This window comes from Rossellomorea sp. NPDC077527 (assembly GCF_044542955.1).
Taxonomy (GTDB): domain Bacteria; phylum Bacillota; class Bacilli; order Bacillales; family Bacillaceae_B; genus Rossellomorea; species Rossellomorea aquimaris_E.
The window spans coordinates 1-17000 of sequence record NZ_JBITVL010000014.1; the positions used below are offsets into that span (position 1 = coordinate 1).

The 17000-nt window shown below is 44.4% G+C and carries 16 protein-coding genes and 1 other annotated feature; all 16 genes read left to right on the forward strand.

From position 1 onward, the window contains the following. Nucleotides 1–643: 643 nt before the first annotated feature. Nucleotides 644–1105 carry a CtsR family transcriptional regulator gene (locus tag ACIGG7_RS23095; protein WP_224945465.1) on the forward strand — a complete coding sequence of 154 codons (462 nt, stop codon included), beginning with the start codon at nt 644–646 and terminating at the stop codon, nt 1103–1105. Nucleotides 1106–1125: 20 nt separating this feature from the next. After that, nucleotides 1126–1674, forward strand: a complete 549-nt coding sequence (mcsA, locus tag ACIGG7_RS23100; RefSeq protein ID WP_224945466.1) for a protein-arginine kinase activator protein McsA — start codon at nt 1126–1128, stop codon at nt 1672–1674. Next, nucleotides 1671–2753, forward strand: coding sequence for a protein-arginine kinase McsB (gene mcsB, locus ACIGG7_RS23105; protein WP_397551144.1), 1083 nt, complete (start codon nt 1671–1673; stop codon nt 2751–2753). Before mcsA ends, mcsB begins: the two co-directional genes overlap by 4 nt. A 1-nt stretch (nt 2754) precedes the next feature. Continuing rightward, a complete protein-coding gene (gene clpC / locus ACIGG7_RS23110) occupies nt 2755–5199 on the forward strand; it encodes an ATP-dependent protease ATP-binding subunit ClpC (protein ID WP_224945468.1) in 2445 nt (814 codons plus the stop codon). Between the two features lie 451 nt (nt 5200–5650). Next, entirely contained in the window at nt 5651–7027 is a 1377-nt protein-coding gene (gene radA / locus ACIGG7_RS23115; protein ID WP_224945469.1) for a DNA repair protein RadA, read from the forward strand. Nucleotides 7028–7030: 3 nt separating this feature from the next. Beyond that, entirely contained in the window at nt 7031–8104 is a 1074-nt protein-coding gene (gene disA / locus ACIGG7_RS23120) for a DNA integrity scanning diadenylate cyclase DisA (RefSeq protein WP_224945470.1), read from the forward strand. Nucleotides 8105–8317: 213 nt separating this feature from the next. After that, nucleotides 8318–9409, forward strand: coding sequence for a PIN/TRAM domain-containing protein (locus tag ACIGG7_RS23125; protein WP_224945471.1), 1092 nt, complete (start codon nt 8318–8320; stop codon nt 9407–9409). Nucleotides 9410–9484: 75 nt separating this feature from the next. Continuing rightward, the gene (gene ispD / locus ACIGG7_RS23130) at nt 9485–10189 is read left to right on the forward strand and encodes a 2-C-methyl-D-erythritol 4-phosphate cytidylyltransferase (protein ID WP_224945472.1); all 705 of its coding nucleotides are present in this window, start codon (nt 9485–9487) and stop codon (nt 10187–10189) included. Next, nucleotides 10182–10658 (forward strand): 2-C-methyl-D-erythritol 2,4-cyclodiphosphate synthase, encoded by a 477-nt coding sequence (gene ispF, locus ACIGG7_RS23135; RefSeq protein WP_224945474.1) that lies wholly within the window; start codon nt 10182–10184, stop codon nt 10656–10658. The genes ispD and ispF overlap by 8 nt, the downstream gene beginning before the upstream one ends. 86 nt (nt 10659–10744) lie before the next feature. Then, the gene (gene gltX, locus ACIGG7_RS23140) at nt 10745–12202 is read left to right on the forward strand and encodes a glutamate--tRNA ligase (RefSeq protein ID WP_397551145.1); all 1458 of its coding nucleotides are present in this window, start codon (nt 10745–10747) and stop codon (nt 12200–12202) included. A 43-nt stretch (nt 12203–12245) separates the two neighbouring features. Next, nucleotides 12246–12465: a binding site (T-box leader), on the forward strand. A gap of 78 nt (nt 12466–12543) precedes the next feature. Next, entirely contained in the window at nt 12544–13194 is a 651-nt protein-coding gene (cysE, locus tag ACIGG7_RS23145) for a serine O-acetyltransferase (protein ID WP_224945478.1), read from the forward strand. Further along, entirely contained in the window at nt 13191–14591 is a 1401-nt protein-coding gene (gene cysS / locus ACIGG7_RS23150; RefSeq protein ID WP_397551146.1) for a cysteine--tRNA ligase, read from the forward strand. Before cysE ends, cysS begins: the two co-directional genes overlap by 4 nt. Next, nucleotides 14591–15010, forward strand: coding sequence for a Mini-ribonuclease 3 (locus tag ACIGG7_RS23155; RefSeq protein ID WP_397551147.1), 420 nt, complete (start codon nt 14591–14593; stop codon nt 15008–15010). The genes cysS and ACIGG7_RS23155 overlap by 1 nt, the downstream gene beginning before the upstream one ends. Nucleotides 15011–15012: 2 nt before the next feature. Next, the gene (rlmB, locus tag ACIGG7_RS23160; RefSeq protein ID WP_224945484.1) at nt 15013–15756 is read left to right on the forward strand and encodes a 23S rRNA (guanosine(2251)-2'-O)-methyltransferase RlmB; all 744 of its coding nucleotides are present in this window, start codon (nt 15013–15015) and stop codon (nt 15754–15756) included. 4 nt (nt 15757–15760) lie between these two features. Then, nucleotides 15761–16270, forward strand: a complete 510-nt coding sequence (locus ACIGG7_RS23165; RefSeq protein WP_397551148.1) for an NYN domain-containing protein — start codon at nt 15761–15763, stop codon at nt 16268–16270. A 77-nt stretch (nt 16271–16347) separates the two neighbouring features. Beyond that, nucleotides 16348–16992 (forward strand): RNA polymerase sporulation sigma factor SigH, encoded by a 645-nt coding sequence (gene sigH, locus ACIGG7_RS23170; RefSeq protein ID WP_412103632.1) that lies wholly within the window; start codon nt 16348–16350, stop codon nt 16990–16992. The last annotated feature ends 8 nt before the right edge of the window (nt 16993–17000 follow it).

A 17000-nucleotide genomic window follows, 5' to 3' on the forward strand; every position in this document is an offset into this window, starting at 1 on the left:
CAGCGCCGATGGTAGTTGGGGGATCTCCCCCTGTGAGAGTAGGACGTCGCCAGGCAATATGTGAAAAGAGTAGCTCAGTGGAGTTACTCTTTTTTTGATTAATGAGAAGGGGGCAGCTGATGTTTTATACTAGGTAAAAAATGGTAAATGACGCATATAACAAAAAAGTGACGCAAATATCACCGAAAACGACGCAAAAAATAAAATTATGACGCAATACCCTCCGATAATGACGCAAAAAAGATAAAAACGACGCAATTCCCCCTAAACCCCGCCAAGAAACCTCCCAACCTCTCAGTCAAAAACACACCATTCATACATAAACAAATCCTTCACTTAACCAATCTCTCTATTCCCCATAACTTTTACTAAAATACAGTCTTCAAATCTATAAATATCACTCTGCCACCAACACAACCAACCATCTTAATCCAAACAGATCGATTCATCCCCCAACACTCCCCGAACAAACCACCACAGTGCCCCATTACCAAATTTCTATCCAATAATCTTCCATTCCCACGTTTAAAACTTTCCCTAAACAGGAAAACTTCTAAGGTCAAACTTCATAATTGCAAAGTTCAAATCACGGTTGTATAATTATAGTCAAATATAGTCAAAGTCAAAATGAGGAGGAGGTTTGATGAGGAACATATCCGACATCATTGAAAGTTATTTAAAGAATGTGTTAGAGCTGAGTGAAAGTGAGATAGTCGAGATTAAAAGAAGCGAGATCGCTGATAAGTTTCAATGTGTTCCTTCTCAAATTAATTATGTGATCAATACCCGTTTCACCATAGAACGGGGTTATGTAGTAGAAAGTAAACGTGGTGGCGGTGGCTACATTCGGATTATGAAGGTGAGGGCCCATGATCAAGTTCATTTGATTGATCAGTTAGTGGCATTGATTACACAAACGATCAGTCAGAATACAGCAGCAGATATTGTGTTTCGCTTGGTAGAGGAAGAGATCATTTCTGAAAGAGAAGCCAAGATCATGCTGAGTGTGATGGACCGCTCCGTCATTATGGTCGATTTACCCGAACGGGATATCCTGAGAGGCAGAATGCTTAGAGCTATGCTGGATACATTGAAGTATGAGTAAGGGTTAAAGAGGTGAATGGGATGGTTTGTCAAGAGTGTAATGAAAGACCTGCGACCCTTCATTTTACCAAGGTGGTAAACGGGGAAAAGACAGAGGTTCATTTATGTGAGCAATGTGCTCAGGACAAGGGTGAGATGTTTATGTTTGATTCTTCACCCGGCTTTTCTGTAAACAATCTCCTGGCGGGTCTTCTTAATATAGCTCCTGCGTTTAAGCAGGCAAAAGAAACGGAAATTCCTAAGACAGAAGTGCTGCAGTGTAAAAAGTGTAAGATGACGATTCATCAGTTCATTAATGTAGGTCGCTTTGGATGTGCCCATTGTTATGAGACGTTTAAAGATGAGCTAACTCCTTTGTTAAAGCGTGTTCATAGTGGCAATGTCGAGCATCACGGAAAGGTTCCGGAACGTATGGGTGGAGCCATTCATGTGAAAAAGAAGATTCAGCAGTTAAAATCTGAGCTCCAAATGATGATAGCAGATGAAGAGTTTGAAAAAGCAGCTGAGGTTCGAGACGAAATTCGCTCCCTGGAAAAAGATATCAAGAAAGAGGGAGGAGAGAAAGAATGAGTCTGGAGAAGTTCTTGAGTAATGCTGTTAGTTCATGGATGAATGAAGAAGGGCCTAATTCGGATATAGTTCTCAGCTCCCGGGTAAGGCTTGCAAGGAACTTGACGGATTACCGTTTTTCCACTCTTTATTCCTCTGAAGAAGCGAAAGAGATTGTGGATCGCGTGAAGGAGAAGCTCTCTTCATATCCTAAAGATTTAGGTGAGTTGGAATTTTTACCTACAAGTGAGATTCAACCTCTGCAAAAGAGGGTATTGATGGAGAAACATCTTATAAGCCCTAACTTAGCGGAGGACACGAATTACGGTGCTGTTCTTTTATCAAACGAAGAAGATATCAGCATAATGGTAAACGAAGAGGATCATATTCGAATACAGTGTTTATATCCAGGTTTGCAATTAGAAGAAGCTTTACAGAAAGCCAATCAGATCGATGATTGGTTTGAAAGTGAATTTGATTTTGCTTTTGATGAGAAGCATGGGTATTTAACGACTTGTCCTACCAATGTAGGCACAGGGCTGAGAGCTTCCGTCATGATGCATTTACCAGGCCTTGTATTGACACAACAGCTGAACCGTATCATTCCGGCCATTAATCAGTTGGGATTAGTGGTCAGAGGGATATATGGGGAAGGCAGCGAGGCGCTGGGGAACATCTTTCAGATATCGAATCAAACGACACTTGGTAAGTCGGAAGAGGATATCGTCGCAGATTTGCTAAGCGTAGTGAAGCAGATCATCGAGAAAGAACAATCGGCAAGAAACGCACTAGTTCAGACGTCAAACATACAATTAGAAGATAGGATTTTCCGCTCTCTTGGGGTGCTGGAGCACAGCAGGATCATTGAATCCAAGGAAGCAGCGAAGTGTTTATCGGATGTCAGGCTTGGAATTGATTTAGGATACATCAAAGTGATATCTAAGAATATATTGAATGAACTAATGATTTTAACCCAACCTGGATTTTTACAACAATATTCTGGAGGTCCATTGAGACCAAATGAAAGAGATATAAGAAGGTCTTCTTTGATTCGAGAGCGAATTAAGTTAGATAAAGATACATGTGAGGAGGAAAAATAATATGATGTTTGGTCGATTTACAGAAAGAGCCCAAAAAGTATTGGCATTAGCTCAGGAAGAAGCAATTCGTTTATCACACAGTAATATTGGTACTGAACATATTTTATTGGGACTTGTCCGCGAAGGTGAAGGGATTGCTGCCAAGGCACTTACAGCATTAGGGTTAAGCCCGGAAAAAATCCAGAAGGAAGTGGAAGGATTAATCGGGAAAGGAACCGAGAAATCCCAAACGATTCATTACACGCCGCGTGCGAAGAAAGTAATCGAACTTTCCATGGATGAAGCCCGTAAGCTGGGGCACTCATATGTAGGGACGGAACATATTTTACTAGGGTTGATCCGCGAGGGTGAAGGAGTGGCCGCCCGTGTTCTTGGAAACCTTGGAGTCAGCTTGAATAAAGCAAGGCAGCAAGTATTGCAGCTGCTTGGCAGTAATGATTCAAGCAATCATCAGGGTGGTGGCAATGCCAATGCCAATACTCCAACTCTTGATAGCTTAGCCCGTGATCTGACAGCCATCGCACGTGAAGGCAGCCTGGATCCGGTCATCGGACGCAGTAAAGAGATTCAGCGCGTCATTGAAGTATTGAGTCGACGTACGAAGAATAACCCGGTATTAATCGGTGAGCCAGGTGTAGGGAAGACGGCGATTGCTGAGGGTCTTGCACAACAGATCATCGCCAATGAAGTGCCGGAAATCCTGCGCGACAAGCGTGTTATGACCCTTGATATGGGTACGGTTGTAGCCGGTACGAAATATCGTGGGGAGTTCGAGGATCGTCTGAAGAAGGTAATGGATGAAATCCGTCAAGCGGGTAATATCATCCTCTTCATCGACGAACTTCATACCCTGATCGGTGCAGGAGGGGCGGAAGGTGCAATCGACGCATCGAATATCCTGAAACCATCCCTTGCCCGTGGAGAATTACAGTGTATCGGTGCGACAACATTAGATGAGTACCGCAAATATATTGAAAAGGATGCTGCTCTGGAGCGTCGTTTCCAACCAATTCAAGTCAACGAGCCTACAGCAGAAGAGTCCATTCAAATCCTGAAGGGACTGCGTGATCGTTATGAAGCCCATCACCGGGTTTCCATTACGGATGAAGCAATCGATGCTGCGGTGAAGCTGTCTGATCGTTACATCTCTGATCGATTCCTGCCGGATAAGGCCATCGATTTAATTGATGAAGCTGGATCAAAGGTGCGTTTACGCTCTTACACGACACCACCAAATCTGAAAGAGCTTGAAGCAAAGCTCGAAGAAATCCGCAAAGAGAAAGATGCGGCCGTACAAAGCCAGGAATTTGAAAAAGCTGCTTCTTTGAGGGATTCTGAGCAGAAGCTTCGTGAAGAGTTAGAAGAAACGAAGAACACATGGAAAGAAAAACAAGGTCAGGAAAATACAGAAGTGACCGTTGAAGATATTGCGAAGGTCGTTTCGAACTGGACGGGAGTGCCGGTATCGAAATTGGCTCAAACAGAAACGGATCGTTTACTCAAATTAGAAGAGATTCTTCATTCAAGAGTCATCGGGCAATCGGAAGCCGTTGTGGCGGTGTCAAAAGCTGTTCGTCGTGCAAGGGCAGGTCTTAAAGATCCGAAGCGTCCAATTGGTTCCTTCATCTTCCTTGGACCAACCGGAGTAGGGAAAACGGAATTGGCCCGTGCTCTTGCTGAATCTATGTTCGGTGATGAAGATGCAATGATCCGGATCGATATGTCCGAGTACATGGAAAAACACTCGACTTCCCGTTTAGTCGGTTCACCACCAGGATATGTAGGGTATGAAGAAGGCGGTCAGTTAACGGAGAAAGTTCGCCGCAAACCATATTCCGTCGTCCTATTGGACGAAATCGAAAAAGCACATCCGGATGTGTTCAACATTCTTCTGCAAGTACTGGAGGACGGCCGATTAACGGATTCCAAAGGTAGAACGGTAGACTTCAGGAATACAGTCCTGATCATGACATCGAACGTTGGTGCCCAGTCCCTTAAGAGCAATAAATATGTTGGGTTCAACATTCAAGACGGGAAACAGGATTATAAAGATATGAAAGGTAAGGTCATGGAAGAATTGAAACGTGCTTTCCGACCTGAATTCCTTAACCGTATCGATGAAATCATCGTGTTCCACTCTCTTGAAAAAGATCACTTGAAAGAGATTGTGACATTGATGTCCAACCAATTGACGAGCCGCTTGAAAGAGCAGGATATTCATTTAGAACTATCCTCGGCTGCCAAAGAGAAAATTGCAGATGAAGGATTTGATCCTGAATATGGTGCACGTCCTCTGCGTCGCGCGATTCAGAAATATGTTGAAGATAAACTGTCCGAGGAACTGTTAAGAGGGAAAGTGCTGACAGGACAGAATATCGTGATCGATGTAGAAGATAGTGAGTTCGTAGTGAAGGTGAAAGAAGAAGCAGCGAACACTACGACATAATAGTAAGAGTGATAAAGAGGTACACGTATTTGTTTTCGTGTACCTCTTTTATCATAATGAATACTTTGGGAGATGCTTGTCGGGCCTACCAAGCCGGCTACGCTTTTCTTATTGTCCAGCTCCGCCGGCTAGAGGCTCGAGGTCATAAGTCAATCCCACCAAAAAGGCAAAGAGCGCCTTTCCAGTGGGCTCGCCTTATGCTTGTCGCCTCTGACCAAGCCGTCTACGCTTTCTTATTGTCTAGCTCCGCCGGCTAGCCCCTCGAGGTCACAACTGAAAAATCCCATAAGGCAAAAAACGCCTTTTCGGATTTCCCAGTTGTGCTTGTCGGGCCTACCAAGCCGGCTACGCTTTTCTTGAATCCCATACATAAAACCGATACAATCATGCCAAATGGGTATTATCGCGAATAGGTAAGAGTACAAATAGAGTTATAGAGGAGAAGAATAGATTGGCAAAGAAAAAGACGAAGTTTGTGTGTTCATCCTGTGGATATGAGTCTGCTAAATGGATGGGGAAATGTCCGGGATGTAATGAGTGGAATACGATGGTGGAAGAAGTGGAGATGACGGGGAAGAAGCCCCGTACGTCGTTTATGCATTCTGAGAATAGCGGCCCCTCTAAAGCAGAGAAATTGATTTCCATCGAAACCAAGCAAGAGCCGAGGGTATTGACCGAATCGAAAGAACTGAATCGGGTGCTGGGTGGAGGAGTTGTACCGGGTTCCCTCGTTTTGATCGGGGGAGACCCTGGAATAGGGAAATCGACTTTATTGCTGCAGGTTTCGGCTCAGCTTGCGGATCAGAAGCAAAAGGTATTGTATATATCCGGTGAAGAGTCGATCAAGCAAACAAAGCTTCGGGCGGATCGGTTAAATGTTAAATCAGATGATTTATATATATTTGCGGAAACGAATCTTGAGTTGATTCATCAAACGATTGAACAGATCTCACCGGATTTCGTCATCATCGACTCGATTCAAACGATTTTTCATCCTGACGTGACGTCTGCTCCAGGTAGTGTTTCCCAGGTGAGGGAGTGTACGGCGGAACTGATGCGAATCGGGAAGACAAAGGGAATTGCGATTTTCATTGTCGGGCATGTTACGAAAGAAGGCTCGATTGCAGGACCTCGTTTGTTGGAACATATGGTGGATACCGTGTTGTATTTCGAAGGGGAGCGTCATCATTCGTATCGTATCCTAAGGGCGGTTAAGAATCGCTTCGGCTCAACGAATGAAATGGGGATATTTGAAATGAAGGAGCTCGGCTTGGAGGAAGTGGCCAACCCGTCTGAGATCTTCTTGGAAGAGCGTTCACAGGGTGCAGCGGGTTCGACCGTTGTGGCATCGATGGAGGGTACAAGACCTGTTCTTGTGGAGATTCAAGCCCTTGTGACGCCTACCAGCTTTAACAATCCCAGAAGGATGGCCACAGGGATAGATCATAGCCGGGTATCACTGATCATGGCTGTGTTGGAGAAGCGTGCAGGTATGCTTCTGCAGCAGCAGGATGCCTATCTGAAAGTGGCAGGCGGGGTGAAGCTGGACGAACCGGCGATTGACTTGGCCGTCGCGGCGAGCATCGCTTCAAGTTTTCGGGATAGAGCGTCCAGTGCGCACGATTGTATCATCGGCGAAGTCGGATTGACGGGTGAGATCAGAAGGGTGTCAAGGATCGAGCAACGCGTTCAGGAAGCGGCTAAGCTGGGATTCAAACGAGTCATCATTCCCCAGAATAACTTAAGTGGATGGCAGCCACCATCCGATATAGAGGTTAAAGGCGTTTCAAATATAAACGAAGCGTTGTCGATTATTTTAGGAGGATAAGAAATGGAAGATAAGAAGGCAAGAGATAAGTCCATGTCGGATATATTACAATTCGTTGCTCCCGGTGCCCCGATCAGGGATGGTATTGATAATGTGCTGAGAGCCAATACGGGAGGGCTTATTGTCGTTGGCTACAATGATAAGGTGAAGTCTGTATTGGACGGGGGATTTCATATTAACTGTGCTTTCTCTCCGAGTTACCTGTATGAACTGGCCAAAATGGACGGGGCCATCATCCTGAATGAAGCAGGGACGAAGATTATTTTGGCGAATGCTCAGCTTGCTCCCGATGTGTACGTTCCATCCACTGAAACAGGAATGCGACATCGAACGGCGGAGCGGGTTGCGAGACAAACCAATGCCCTTGTCATTGCGATTTCACAACGGAGAAACGTCATCACCCTCTATCAAGGTAACTTCCGATATGCATTAAAGGACATCTCTGTCATCTTAACGAAGGCCAATCAAGCCATTCAAACCCTGGAGAAGTATAAGGTGGTCCTTGATCAGAGCATTTCTAATTTGTCGGTACTTGAGTTTGAGGAGCTTGTTACTCAAAGTGATCTGCTGCAGGTGCTTCACCGGTTCGAAATGGTCCTCAGGATCAAGAATGAATTATTGACGTATTTAAGTGAGCTTGGTATCGAGGGTCGGTTGATTCGTCTTCAGATGAATGAGTTATTGACGGATATTGAAGATGAAGCGATGCTCATCATCAGGGACTATTCCCAGGAAAGAAACATCAAGCCTTTTGAACTTCTTTATAAATTCCAGGAGCTTGTTCATTCAGAGGTATTAGAGGATAATGTCTTATTAAAATTGTTGGGCTACCACGGGTATGTCCATCACGATGATGCCATCTATCCAAGAGGATATCGTGTGTTGAATAAGATCCCCCGTTTACCGATTGTGATAATTGAAAACCTCATCACAAGATTTCAAACCCTTCCTCATGTCGTGAGTGCCTCCGTGGACGATTTAGACGAAGTCGAAGGAATCGGTGAAGTAAGGGCAAGGAAAATCAAAGAGGGATTAAAACTAATAAAGGAACAAACGTTCGCTGACAGGCAGTTATAGGAATGTAGACCTACATTTTCCTGATGTGGTATAATTGTTGCTTTTTCAAAAAATTGACAGTGGTTAAAAGACGTGTTAGCCTTCACTTAAGGAAGCTACTAATATGGGATAAGTGTATCAAAATCGTTTCAGCAGTATTAAATTTGAAATTTTCAAAGCTCACACGTTTCAAAAATAGTAAATTGTTTATAATGAGTAGGAGGAGGTGAGGGAATGTTAAAAAGAATCGTTCAAGCGTGCTTCCTGATCGTCGGGGGAACACTGGGAATATTTCTGCTTCCCGAATTATTTACCGTCATAAATCTATCAGACATTCCTTTAATTAATAACCCTTATATGACTGCTATATTTGGTGCCATTATTTTTTATATTCTTACGTTTTGGGCAGTCGAGTATGTCGTCAACTTCGTCAAGTGGTTTGAAGATAGCTTGGTAAAGGCACCGGTAACGGATTTGTTATTTGGTAGTTTAGGCCTGATTATTGGTTTGTTCGTTGCCTATTTGTTTGGAATTCCGTTCAACCAAATGGAGATTCCGATTGTCAACACAGTGGTCCCGATTTTATTAACCCTGCTTTTAGGGTATTTAGGGTTCCAGGTTGGATTCAAGAAAAGGGATGAACTGGTTGGTCTATTCGGTACGACAAACCGTGGTAAGAAAAAGGGAACGGAAGAAGATTTAGATGAAGAGGGTGTGAAGACCCTTAAGATATTGGATACAAGTGTGATTATTGATGGTCGTATCGCGGATATCTGCCAAACAGGATTTTTGGAAGGGATTGTTGTCATTCCTCAATTCGTCCTGGAAGAGCTTCAGCATATTGCGGATTCTTCCGATGTATTGAAGCGGAATCGTGGACGTCGAGGATTGGATATCCTGAATCGCATCCAAAAGGAACTTCCGGTAGAGGTCCAGATTTATGAAGGGGATTTTGAGGAAATCCAGGAAGTGGATTCGAAGTTGGTGAAATTGGCGAAGCTTACAAATGGAATCGTTGTAACCAATGATTTCAACTTGAATAAAGTGTGTGATCTTCAAGGTGTACAAGTATTGAACATCAATGACTTGGCCAATGCCGTCAAGCCGGTTGTATTACCTGGTGAAGAGCTGAAGGTCCAGGTGATCAAAGATGGTAAAGAGCATAACCAGGGAATTGCATACCTGGATGATGGTACGATGATCGTCGTGGAAGAAGGCCGCAATTACATCGGCAAGTATATCGATGTACTCGTCACATCCGTTTTACAAACTTCCGCAGGCAGGATGATCTTTGCGAAACCGAAGCAATTAGAAAAAGCATTGTAAGGCCGTTTTGCCCTGACTCCATTGATTCAGTAAGGTATAATAGTAGTATTACTTGTGTGTTAAAGGAGTTATTCTATGGAATATGAAGTTGTCATTCCAGCTGCTGGACAGGGGAAACGAATGAAAGCGGGCAAAAACAAACTGTTACTTGAGTTGAAAGGATGCCCTGTCATCATCCATACCTTGCGTGTTTTCGAATATGACACCCATTGTAAGGGTATTTACTTAGCCATACACCCATCAGAGCGACAGGTGTTCCAAGGGCTCTTGGATCGCTTTGGCATCAAGAAGGTAGTCAAGCTTGTTGATGGGGGCGAAGAAAGACAGCACAGTGTATACAATGCGTTGCTTGAGGTTGATCATGAGGTTGTTCTCGTCCATGACGGAGCAAGACCTTTTATTAAGGAATCCACGATTCACCAATTGGTCGAAAAGACTTATTCGACAGGGGCCGCCATTGCGGCAGTTCCTGTGAAAGATACAATCAAAAAAGTACTGGATGGAGAGGTCGAGGAAACGATTGAACGCTCAAGCTTGTGGATGGTTCAAACCCCACAAGCTTTTCGTGTTTCCATTTTGAAAAGAGCACATCAAGATGCAGATCAAGATGGTTTCCTTGGTACTGATGATGCGTCACTGGTAGAAAGATCGGATGTTGAGGTAGCTGTCGTGGAGAGTGATTATGACAATATCAAACTGACAACTCCTGAGGACTTATATTTTGCCGAGGCGATCTTGAAGAAGCGAGAGGAAATGAGTGGAGGAGAGAAACATGTTTAGGATTGGACAAGGATTCGATGTTCATCAATTAGTGGAAGAGAGACCTCTTATCATGGGAGGCATCACGATTCCATATGAAAAAGGGTTATTGGGCCATTCGGATGCAGACGTTTTGTTGCATGCTGTAGCGGATGCGTGTCTGGGTGCGATTGCTGCAGGAGATATCGGAAAGCATTTTCCGGATACAGATCCCGAGTTCAAGGATGCTGATTCAGCGAAGCTGCTCGAACATGTATGGGCTCTTGTGAAAGAGGAAGGCTATGAACTGGGGAATATCGATTGCACGATCATTGCCCAGAAACCTAAAATGGCTCCATATATCGACGAGATGAGACAAAGCATCGCCACGTTACTGGAAGCGGATATAGCGGATGTGAACGTGAAAGCTACCACTTCTGAGAAACTTGGTTTTACCGGAAGAGGCGAAGGGATTGCCGCACAAACCACTATATTGATAAAAAAGAAGTAGGGGATAAATTCGCTTTATTCCCATACTTAACGGTGTTAAAATAGGTCAGAGGCTTTAAGCAGGAAACACGAAGAGGAGGAAACATAATGACACAGGAAGTACGCGTCCGTTATGCCCCGAGTCCAACGGGTCATTTACATATTGGAAATGCAAGAACCGCTTTATTTAATTATCTATACGCCCGCAGCGTAGGTGGAAAGTTCATCATCCGTATTGAAGATACGGATAAGAAACGAAATATTGAAGGCGGAGAAGAAAGTCAGCTTAAATATCTTCAGTGGCTTGGAATCGATTGGGATGAAAGCACAGATAAACCGGGTGAATACGGACCTTACCGTCAATCCGAGCGTAATCATATTTATGAGCAGTATTTAAAAGAGCTGTTAGAGAGCGGTCAGGCTTATAAGTGTTATTGTACGGAGGAAGAACTGGAAGCGGAACGTGAAGCACAATCAGCAGCAGGTCAAATGCCTCGCTACTCAGGGAAATGCCGCAACCTGAAGAAAGAGGATCAGGAGAAACTGGCAGCGGAAGGCCGTCAGCCGAGCATTCGCTTCCGTGTACCTGCAGGGAAAGTATATTCTTTCAATGATATCGTGAAAGAGGACGTGTCATTTGAATCAGATGGCATCGGTGATTTTGTCATTGCGAAAAAAGATGGTACACCAACGTATAACTTCGCCGTTGCAGTGGATGATTATTTGATGAAAATCACCCATGTTCTTCGCGGGGAGGATCATATCTCCAATACTCCGAAGCAGCTGATGATTTTTGAAGCTCTTGGTTGGGATGCGCCGGTTTACGGGCATATGACGTTGATCGTCAATGAAAGCCGTAAGAAGCTGAGCAAACGGGATGAGAGCATCATTCAGTTCATCGAGCAATATGAAGCCCTCGGTTATTTGCCTGAAGCGTTATTCAACTTTATTGCGCTACTTGGCTGGTCTCCAAAGGGAGAAGAAGAGCTGTTCTCTAGAGACGAGTTTATTGAAATCTTTGATCCTGAGCGCCTTTCCACTTCATCTGCTCTGTTCGATAACCAGAAGCTTACTTGGATGAACAATCAGTACATGAAGAATCTAGAGCTAGATCAAGTCGTGGATCTTTCTCTTCCACATTTGATCAGCGCAGGTAAACTGGATGAGAACATGTCCGATGAGCAGCGTGAATGGGCAAGTCGCGTCATTTCTTTATACCAGGAGCAAATGAGCTTCGGTGCTGAAATCGTTGAGCTGTCTGAAATGTTCTTCAAGACCGATCTTGAATATGATGAAGAGGCGAAAGCCGTACTTGATGAAGAGCAGGTACCTGAAGTCCTTCAAGCTTTCTTGAACGAAATTGACGCCCTTGAAAAGTACGAAGCGGCAGAAATCAAATCGTCCATCAAAGCGGTCCAAAAGGCGACTGGTCATAAAGGGAAGAAACTGTTCATGCCGATCCGTGTAGCAGTAACGGGCCAGACTCATGGTCCTGAATTACCGAATGCCATCGAGCTTTTAGGGAAAGATACTGTTAAACATCGCCTTCAAAGTCTTTTAGGTTAACATTTTCGAGGATATGTAATATAGTAAGAGTATCACACTAAATGATATCGCGTTGATGAGGAGAAGTAAGAAAAGGATGCTTAGTAGAGAGAACCATCACCGGCTGAAAGTGGTTTAAGCCCCTCCTTTTCTGAAATGCACCTCTGAGCCCGTTGCCGAAATAGAGTAGGTAAAGGCGGCTTCCTACCGTTAACAGGATTCGAGTTGGAGAAGGGTTTGTCTTCTCAATCAGAGTGGAACCGCGCTGCCTATGCGTCTCTGTCAGTTTATTGACAGGGGCGTTTTTTTATTGTTAACAGCTATTATTTTATTTTTTGAAAAAGGAAGGAGGACGGATCCGTATGTTTAAGTCGTTTAAAGAAGATATAGATGTTGTGTTTGACCAGGACCCGGCTGCGAGGAATTATGTGGAGGTCATCCTCACGTACTCGGGTCTTCATGCTATTTGGGCTCATCGCATTGCCCATGCATTTTTTAAACGGAAGTTCTTTTTTATTGCACGGGTCATTTCGCAGGTCAGCCGCTTCTTTACGGGTGTGGAGATTCATCCGGGTGCTAAGATCGGCCGCCGTTTTTTCATCGATCATGGTATGGGTGTGGTGATTGGTGAGACATGTGAAATAGGAGATAATGTCACGCTCTTCCAAGGGGTCACCCTCGGTGGGACCGGGAAGGAAAAAGGGAAACGTCACCCGACGATACAAGATAATGCTTTAATTGCCACAGGGGCGAAAGTGTTAGGATCCATCGTAGTTGGGGAAAATTCTAAGGTAGGGGCAGGGTCCGTCGTCCTAAAAGATGTTCCTCCCAATTCGACTGTAGTCGGTATACCCGGGAAGGTCGTCATCCAAGATGGAGTGAAGATACAGAAGGATTTGAATCACTGTGATCTGCCGGATCCGATTAATGATCGAATGAAACAACTTGAAAAAGAAGTGAATGAGTTAAAAACATTATTAAGGGAATATGAGGGAAGGAGTCGATCATCTTGACGATTCGTTTATATAACACACTGACAAGGCAAAAAGAGGAATTTAAACCCCTGGAAGAGGGTAAAGTCAAAATGTATGTGTGCGGGCCGACGGTTTATAACTATATCCATATAGGAAATGCCCGCCCTGCCATTGTATTTGACACCGTAAGACGATATTTGGAATACAGAGGCTATGATGTTCAATTCGTCTCCAACTTCACGGATGTGGACGACAAATTGATCAGGGCAGCGAAGGAACTCGGGGAAGACGTACCGACGATCGCACAGCGGTTCATCGATGCTTACTTTGAAGACACGGGGGCCCTTGGGTGCAAGAAAGCCGATATTCATCCGACCGTAACAGAGAATATTGACACCATTATTGATTTTATCCATGCGCTTGTGGAAAAAGGGTATGCCTATGAGTCTCAGGGAGATGTTTATTATCGTACAAGAAAATTTGACGGGTATGGTAAGCTGTCCCATCAGCCAATTGATGAACTGAAAGCAGGTGCCCGAATCGATGTAGGGGATAAGAAAGAAGATGCCCTTGATTTCGTTCTATGGAAAGCCGCCAAAGAAGGGGAGATTTCATGGGAAAGCCCTTGGGGTGAAGGGCGTCCGGGTTGGCATATTGAGTGCTCGGCCATGGCAAAGCGCTACTTGGGGGATACCATTGATATCCACGCCGGGGGACAGGATCTGACCTTCCCTCATCACGAGAATGAAATTGCGCAATCAGAAGCCCTTACTGGCAAGACATTCGCAAAGTACTGGATGCACAATGGGTACATCAATATCGATAATGAGAAGATGTCCAAGTCACTCGGTAATTTCGTCTTGGTACACGACATCATTAAAGAACAGGATCCTCAAGTGCTGCGCTTCTTCATGCTGTCGGTTCATTATCGTCACCCGATCAACTATAATCTTGAGCTTCTCCAGAACGCGGAGACTTCTTTAGACAGAATTAAGACAGCGTATGAAAACCTGAAGCACCGCAAAGAATCAAGTGCGGACTTAACGGAGAACAACCAGGAATGGCTCGATAAAATCGACGAATTGAAAGCTCAGTTCATTTCGGACATGGATGATGATTTTAATACAGCGAACGGAATTTCCGTTTTATTCGAACTATCCAGACAAGCGAACTATTACTTGATGGAGAAGAACACTTCCATAGAGGTCATTGATGGGTTCTTACACCAATTTGAAGATTTCTTTTCAGTGCTGGGATTGACCCTTCAGGAAGCAGGGCTCTTGGACGAAGAAGTGGAAGAACTGATCGAAAAACGCATTCAAGCACGTAAAGACCGGAACTTCCAATTAGCTGATGAGATTCGGGATACATTGAAAGAGATGGATATTATCCTGGAAGATACTCCTCAAGGCACCCGCTGGAAAAGAGGGTCTTAATGCTGCACGAGATAAACGAACAAATCGACGCGAAACAAATCAATGCGCTTGCACTTGCTTATATGGGGGATGCTGTATATGAAACATATGTACGGCAGCTCCTATTAACCAAAGGGAAGATCAAACCGAATCAGTTGCACAGGGCCGCGACCAAGTATGTTTCCGCCAAAGCCCAGGCGGCGATTCTCCGGACATTGTTTGATCAAGACCTGTTAACCGAAGAAGAGATTTCGGTTGTGAAACGGGGACGAAACGCAAAGTCAGGGACAACCCCTAAAAATACAGATGTACAGACGTATAAACACAGCACTGCTTTTGAGGCTCTTATTGGATATTTGTTTTTACTTAATCGGACGGAACGATTAGAGGAACTATTGAAGATCATTTTTGAACAAGCCCAGGCAGGAAAGGAGGAGTAGGTATGAGTAAAGATTTTATCGGAGGAAGAAACCCCGTCATGGAAGCATTGAGGTCGGGAAGGGATATCAATAAGATTTGGATTGCAGAAGGGTCACAGAAAGGGTCCATCCAGCAGATCGTGGGTCTGGCTAAAGAATCGAATGTCATGGTTCAATACGTCCCGAAGAAGAAGATCGAGCAGATGGTTTCTGAGAATCATCAAGGGGTAGTTGCTTCTGTTGCTGCGTACCAGTATGCAGAAATTGATGATATTTTTCACAGGGCGGAACAAAGTGGAGAGGATCCGTTCATTCTCATACTGGATGAGCTGGAAGACCCTCATAATCTCGGCTCGATCATGAGGACGGCAGATGCAGCAGGTGCTCATGGGATCATTATCCCCAAGCGAAGAGCGGTGGGACTTACCTCTACCGTAGCGAAAGCATCTACTGGTGCCATTGAGCATATACCGGTGGCGCGGGTGACCAACCTTTCGAGAGCGGTGGATGAACTGAAAGAGCGTGGTGTATGGGTGGCTGGAACAGATGCAAAAGGAAAGCAGGATTTCCGCCAGTTGGATGGTACATTGCCTATCGGCTTAATTATCGGTAGTGAAGGAAAAGGGATGAGCCGTATCCTGAGGGATAAATGTGATTTCCTTGTTCAGTTGCCTATGATCGGACATGTCACATCACTAAACGCTTCGGTGGCAGCCAGTATTTTAATGTATGAGGTTTATCGTAAACGCCACCCATTAGGAGAATAGGGAGATGGATATTCTCCTTGTGGATGGCTATAACATCATCGGCGCATGGCCGGAATTGAATGAGTTGAAGCATAAGGATTTAGCCTCAGCAAGAGATCTCCTGGTCGAGAAAATGGCAGAATATCAAGGATATACGGGCTACCGTGTCATTGTTGTATTCGATGCCTACTACGTCCAGGGGATCGCCCGTAAATATAAGAATTATAAAGTAGAAGTGCTTTTTACGAAGGAAAATGAAACCGCCGATGAGCGAATTGAAAGGTTGGCCATCGAATTAAGCAATATTAAAACACAAATCCACGTGGCGACTTCTGATTTCACAGAGCAATGGGCGATCTTTGGTCAGGGTGCCCTTCGCAAATCAGCAAGGGAACTCCTGACGGAAGTGAAAGTCATTGAAAAAAAGATCGAACGTAAGGTTCGGAATTCCAGTGAAAAAAGGCCGACATCCAAGATCCAATTGTCCGATGAAGTTGCTGAAATTTTCGAAAAATGGCGCCGTGGGGAACAATGATAGGTTGACGGTTGAATTTTCTGTAATGTATAATAATTCTATCTATTGTTTTGCGCGGGGGGATGTGTGTGAGCAATATCACCAGGACAGAAGCATTTGATAATCGATTAGAAGGCATGGATGATGAAGAGATAATAGAAGCCGTCCATCAGGGTCACAGCGAAGCGTTAGATTTTTTAATAAAGAAATACCGGAATTTTGTCAGGGCGAAAGCGCGGTCGTATTTTTTAATCGGGGCAGATAAGGAAGATATCGTCCAGGAGGGTATGATTGGCTTATACAAAGCCATACGCGATTATAAAGAGGACAAGCTGACTTCTTTTAAAGCGTTTGCAGAGCTTTGTATCACAAGGCAGATCATTACGGCCATTAAGACAGCCACCAGACAGAAGCATATACCGCTTAATTCGTATGTTTCATTGGATAAACCCATTTATGATGATGAGTCGGACCGTACGCTATTAGATGTCATTTCAGGTGCGAAAGTAATGGATCCGGAAGCGCTAATTATCAATCGTGAAGAATTCGACAATATGGAAGACAAGATGGCACAGTTATTAAGTGATCTTGAGAGGAAAGTACTTGCCCTTTATTTGGACGGGCAGTCCTATCAGGAAATATCAGAAGAGCTGAATCGCCATGTGAAGTCCATCGATAACGCATTACAGCGGGTGAAACGAAAGCTCGAGCGATACTTGGAAGTTCGTGAAATAACGATGTAAAGTCATAT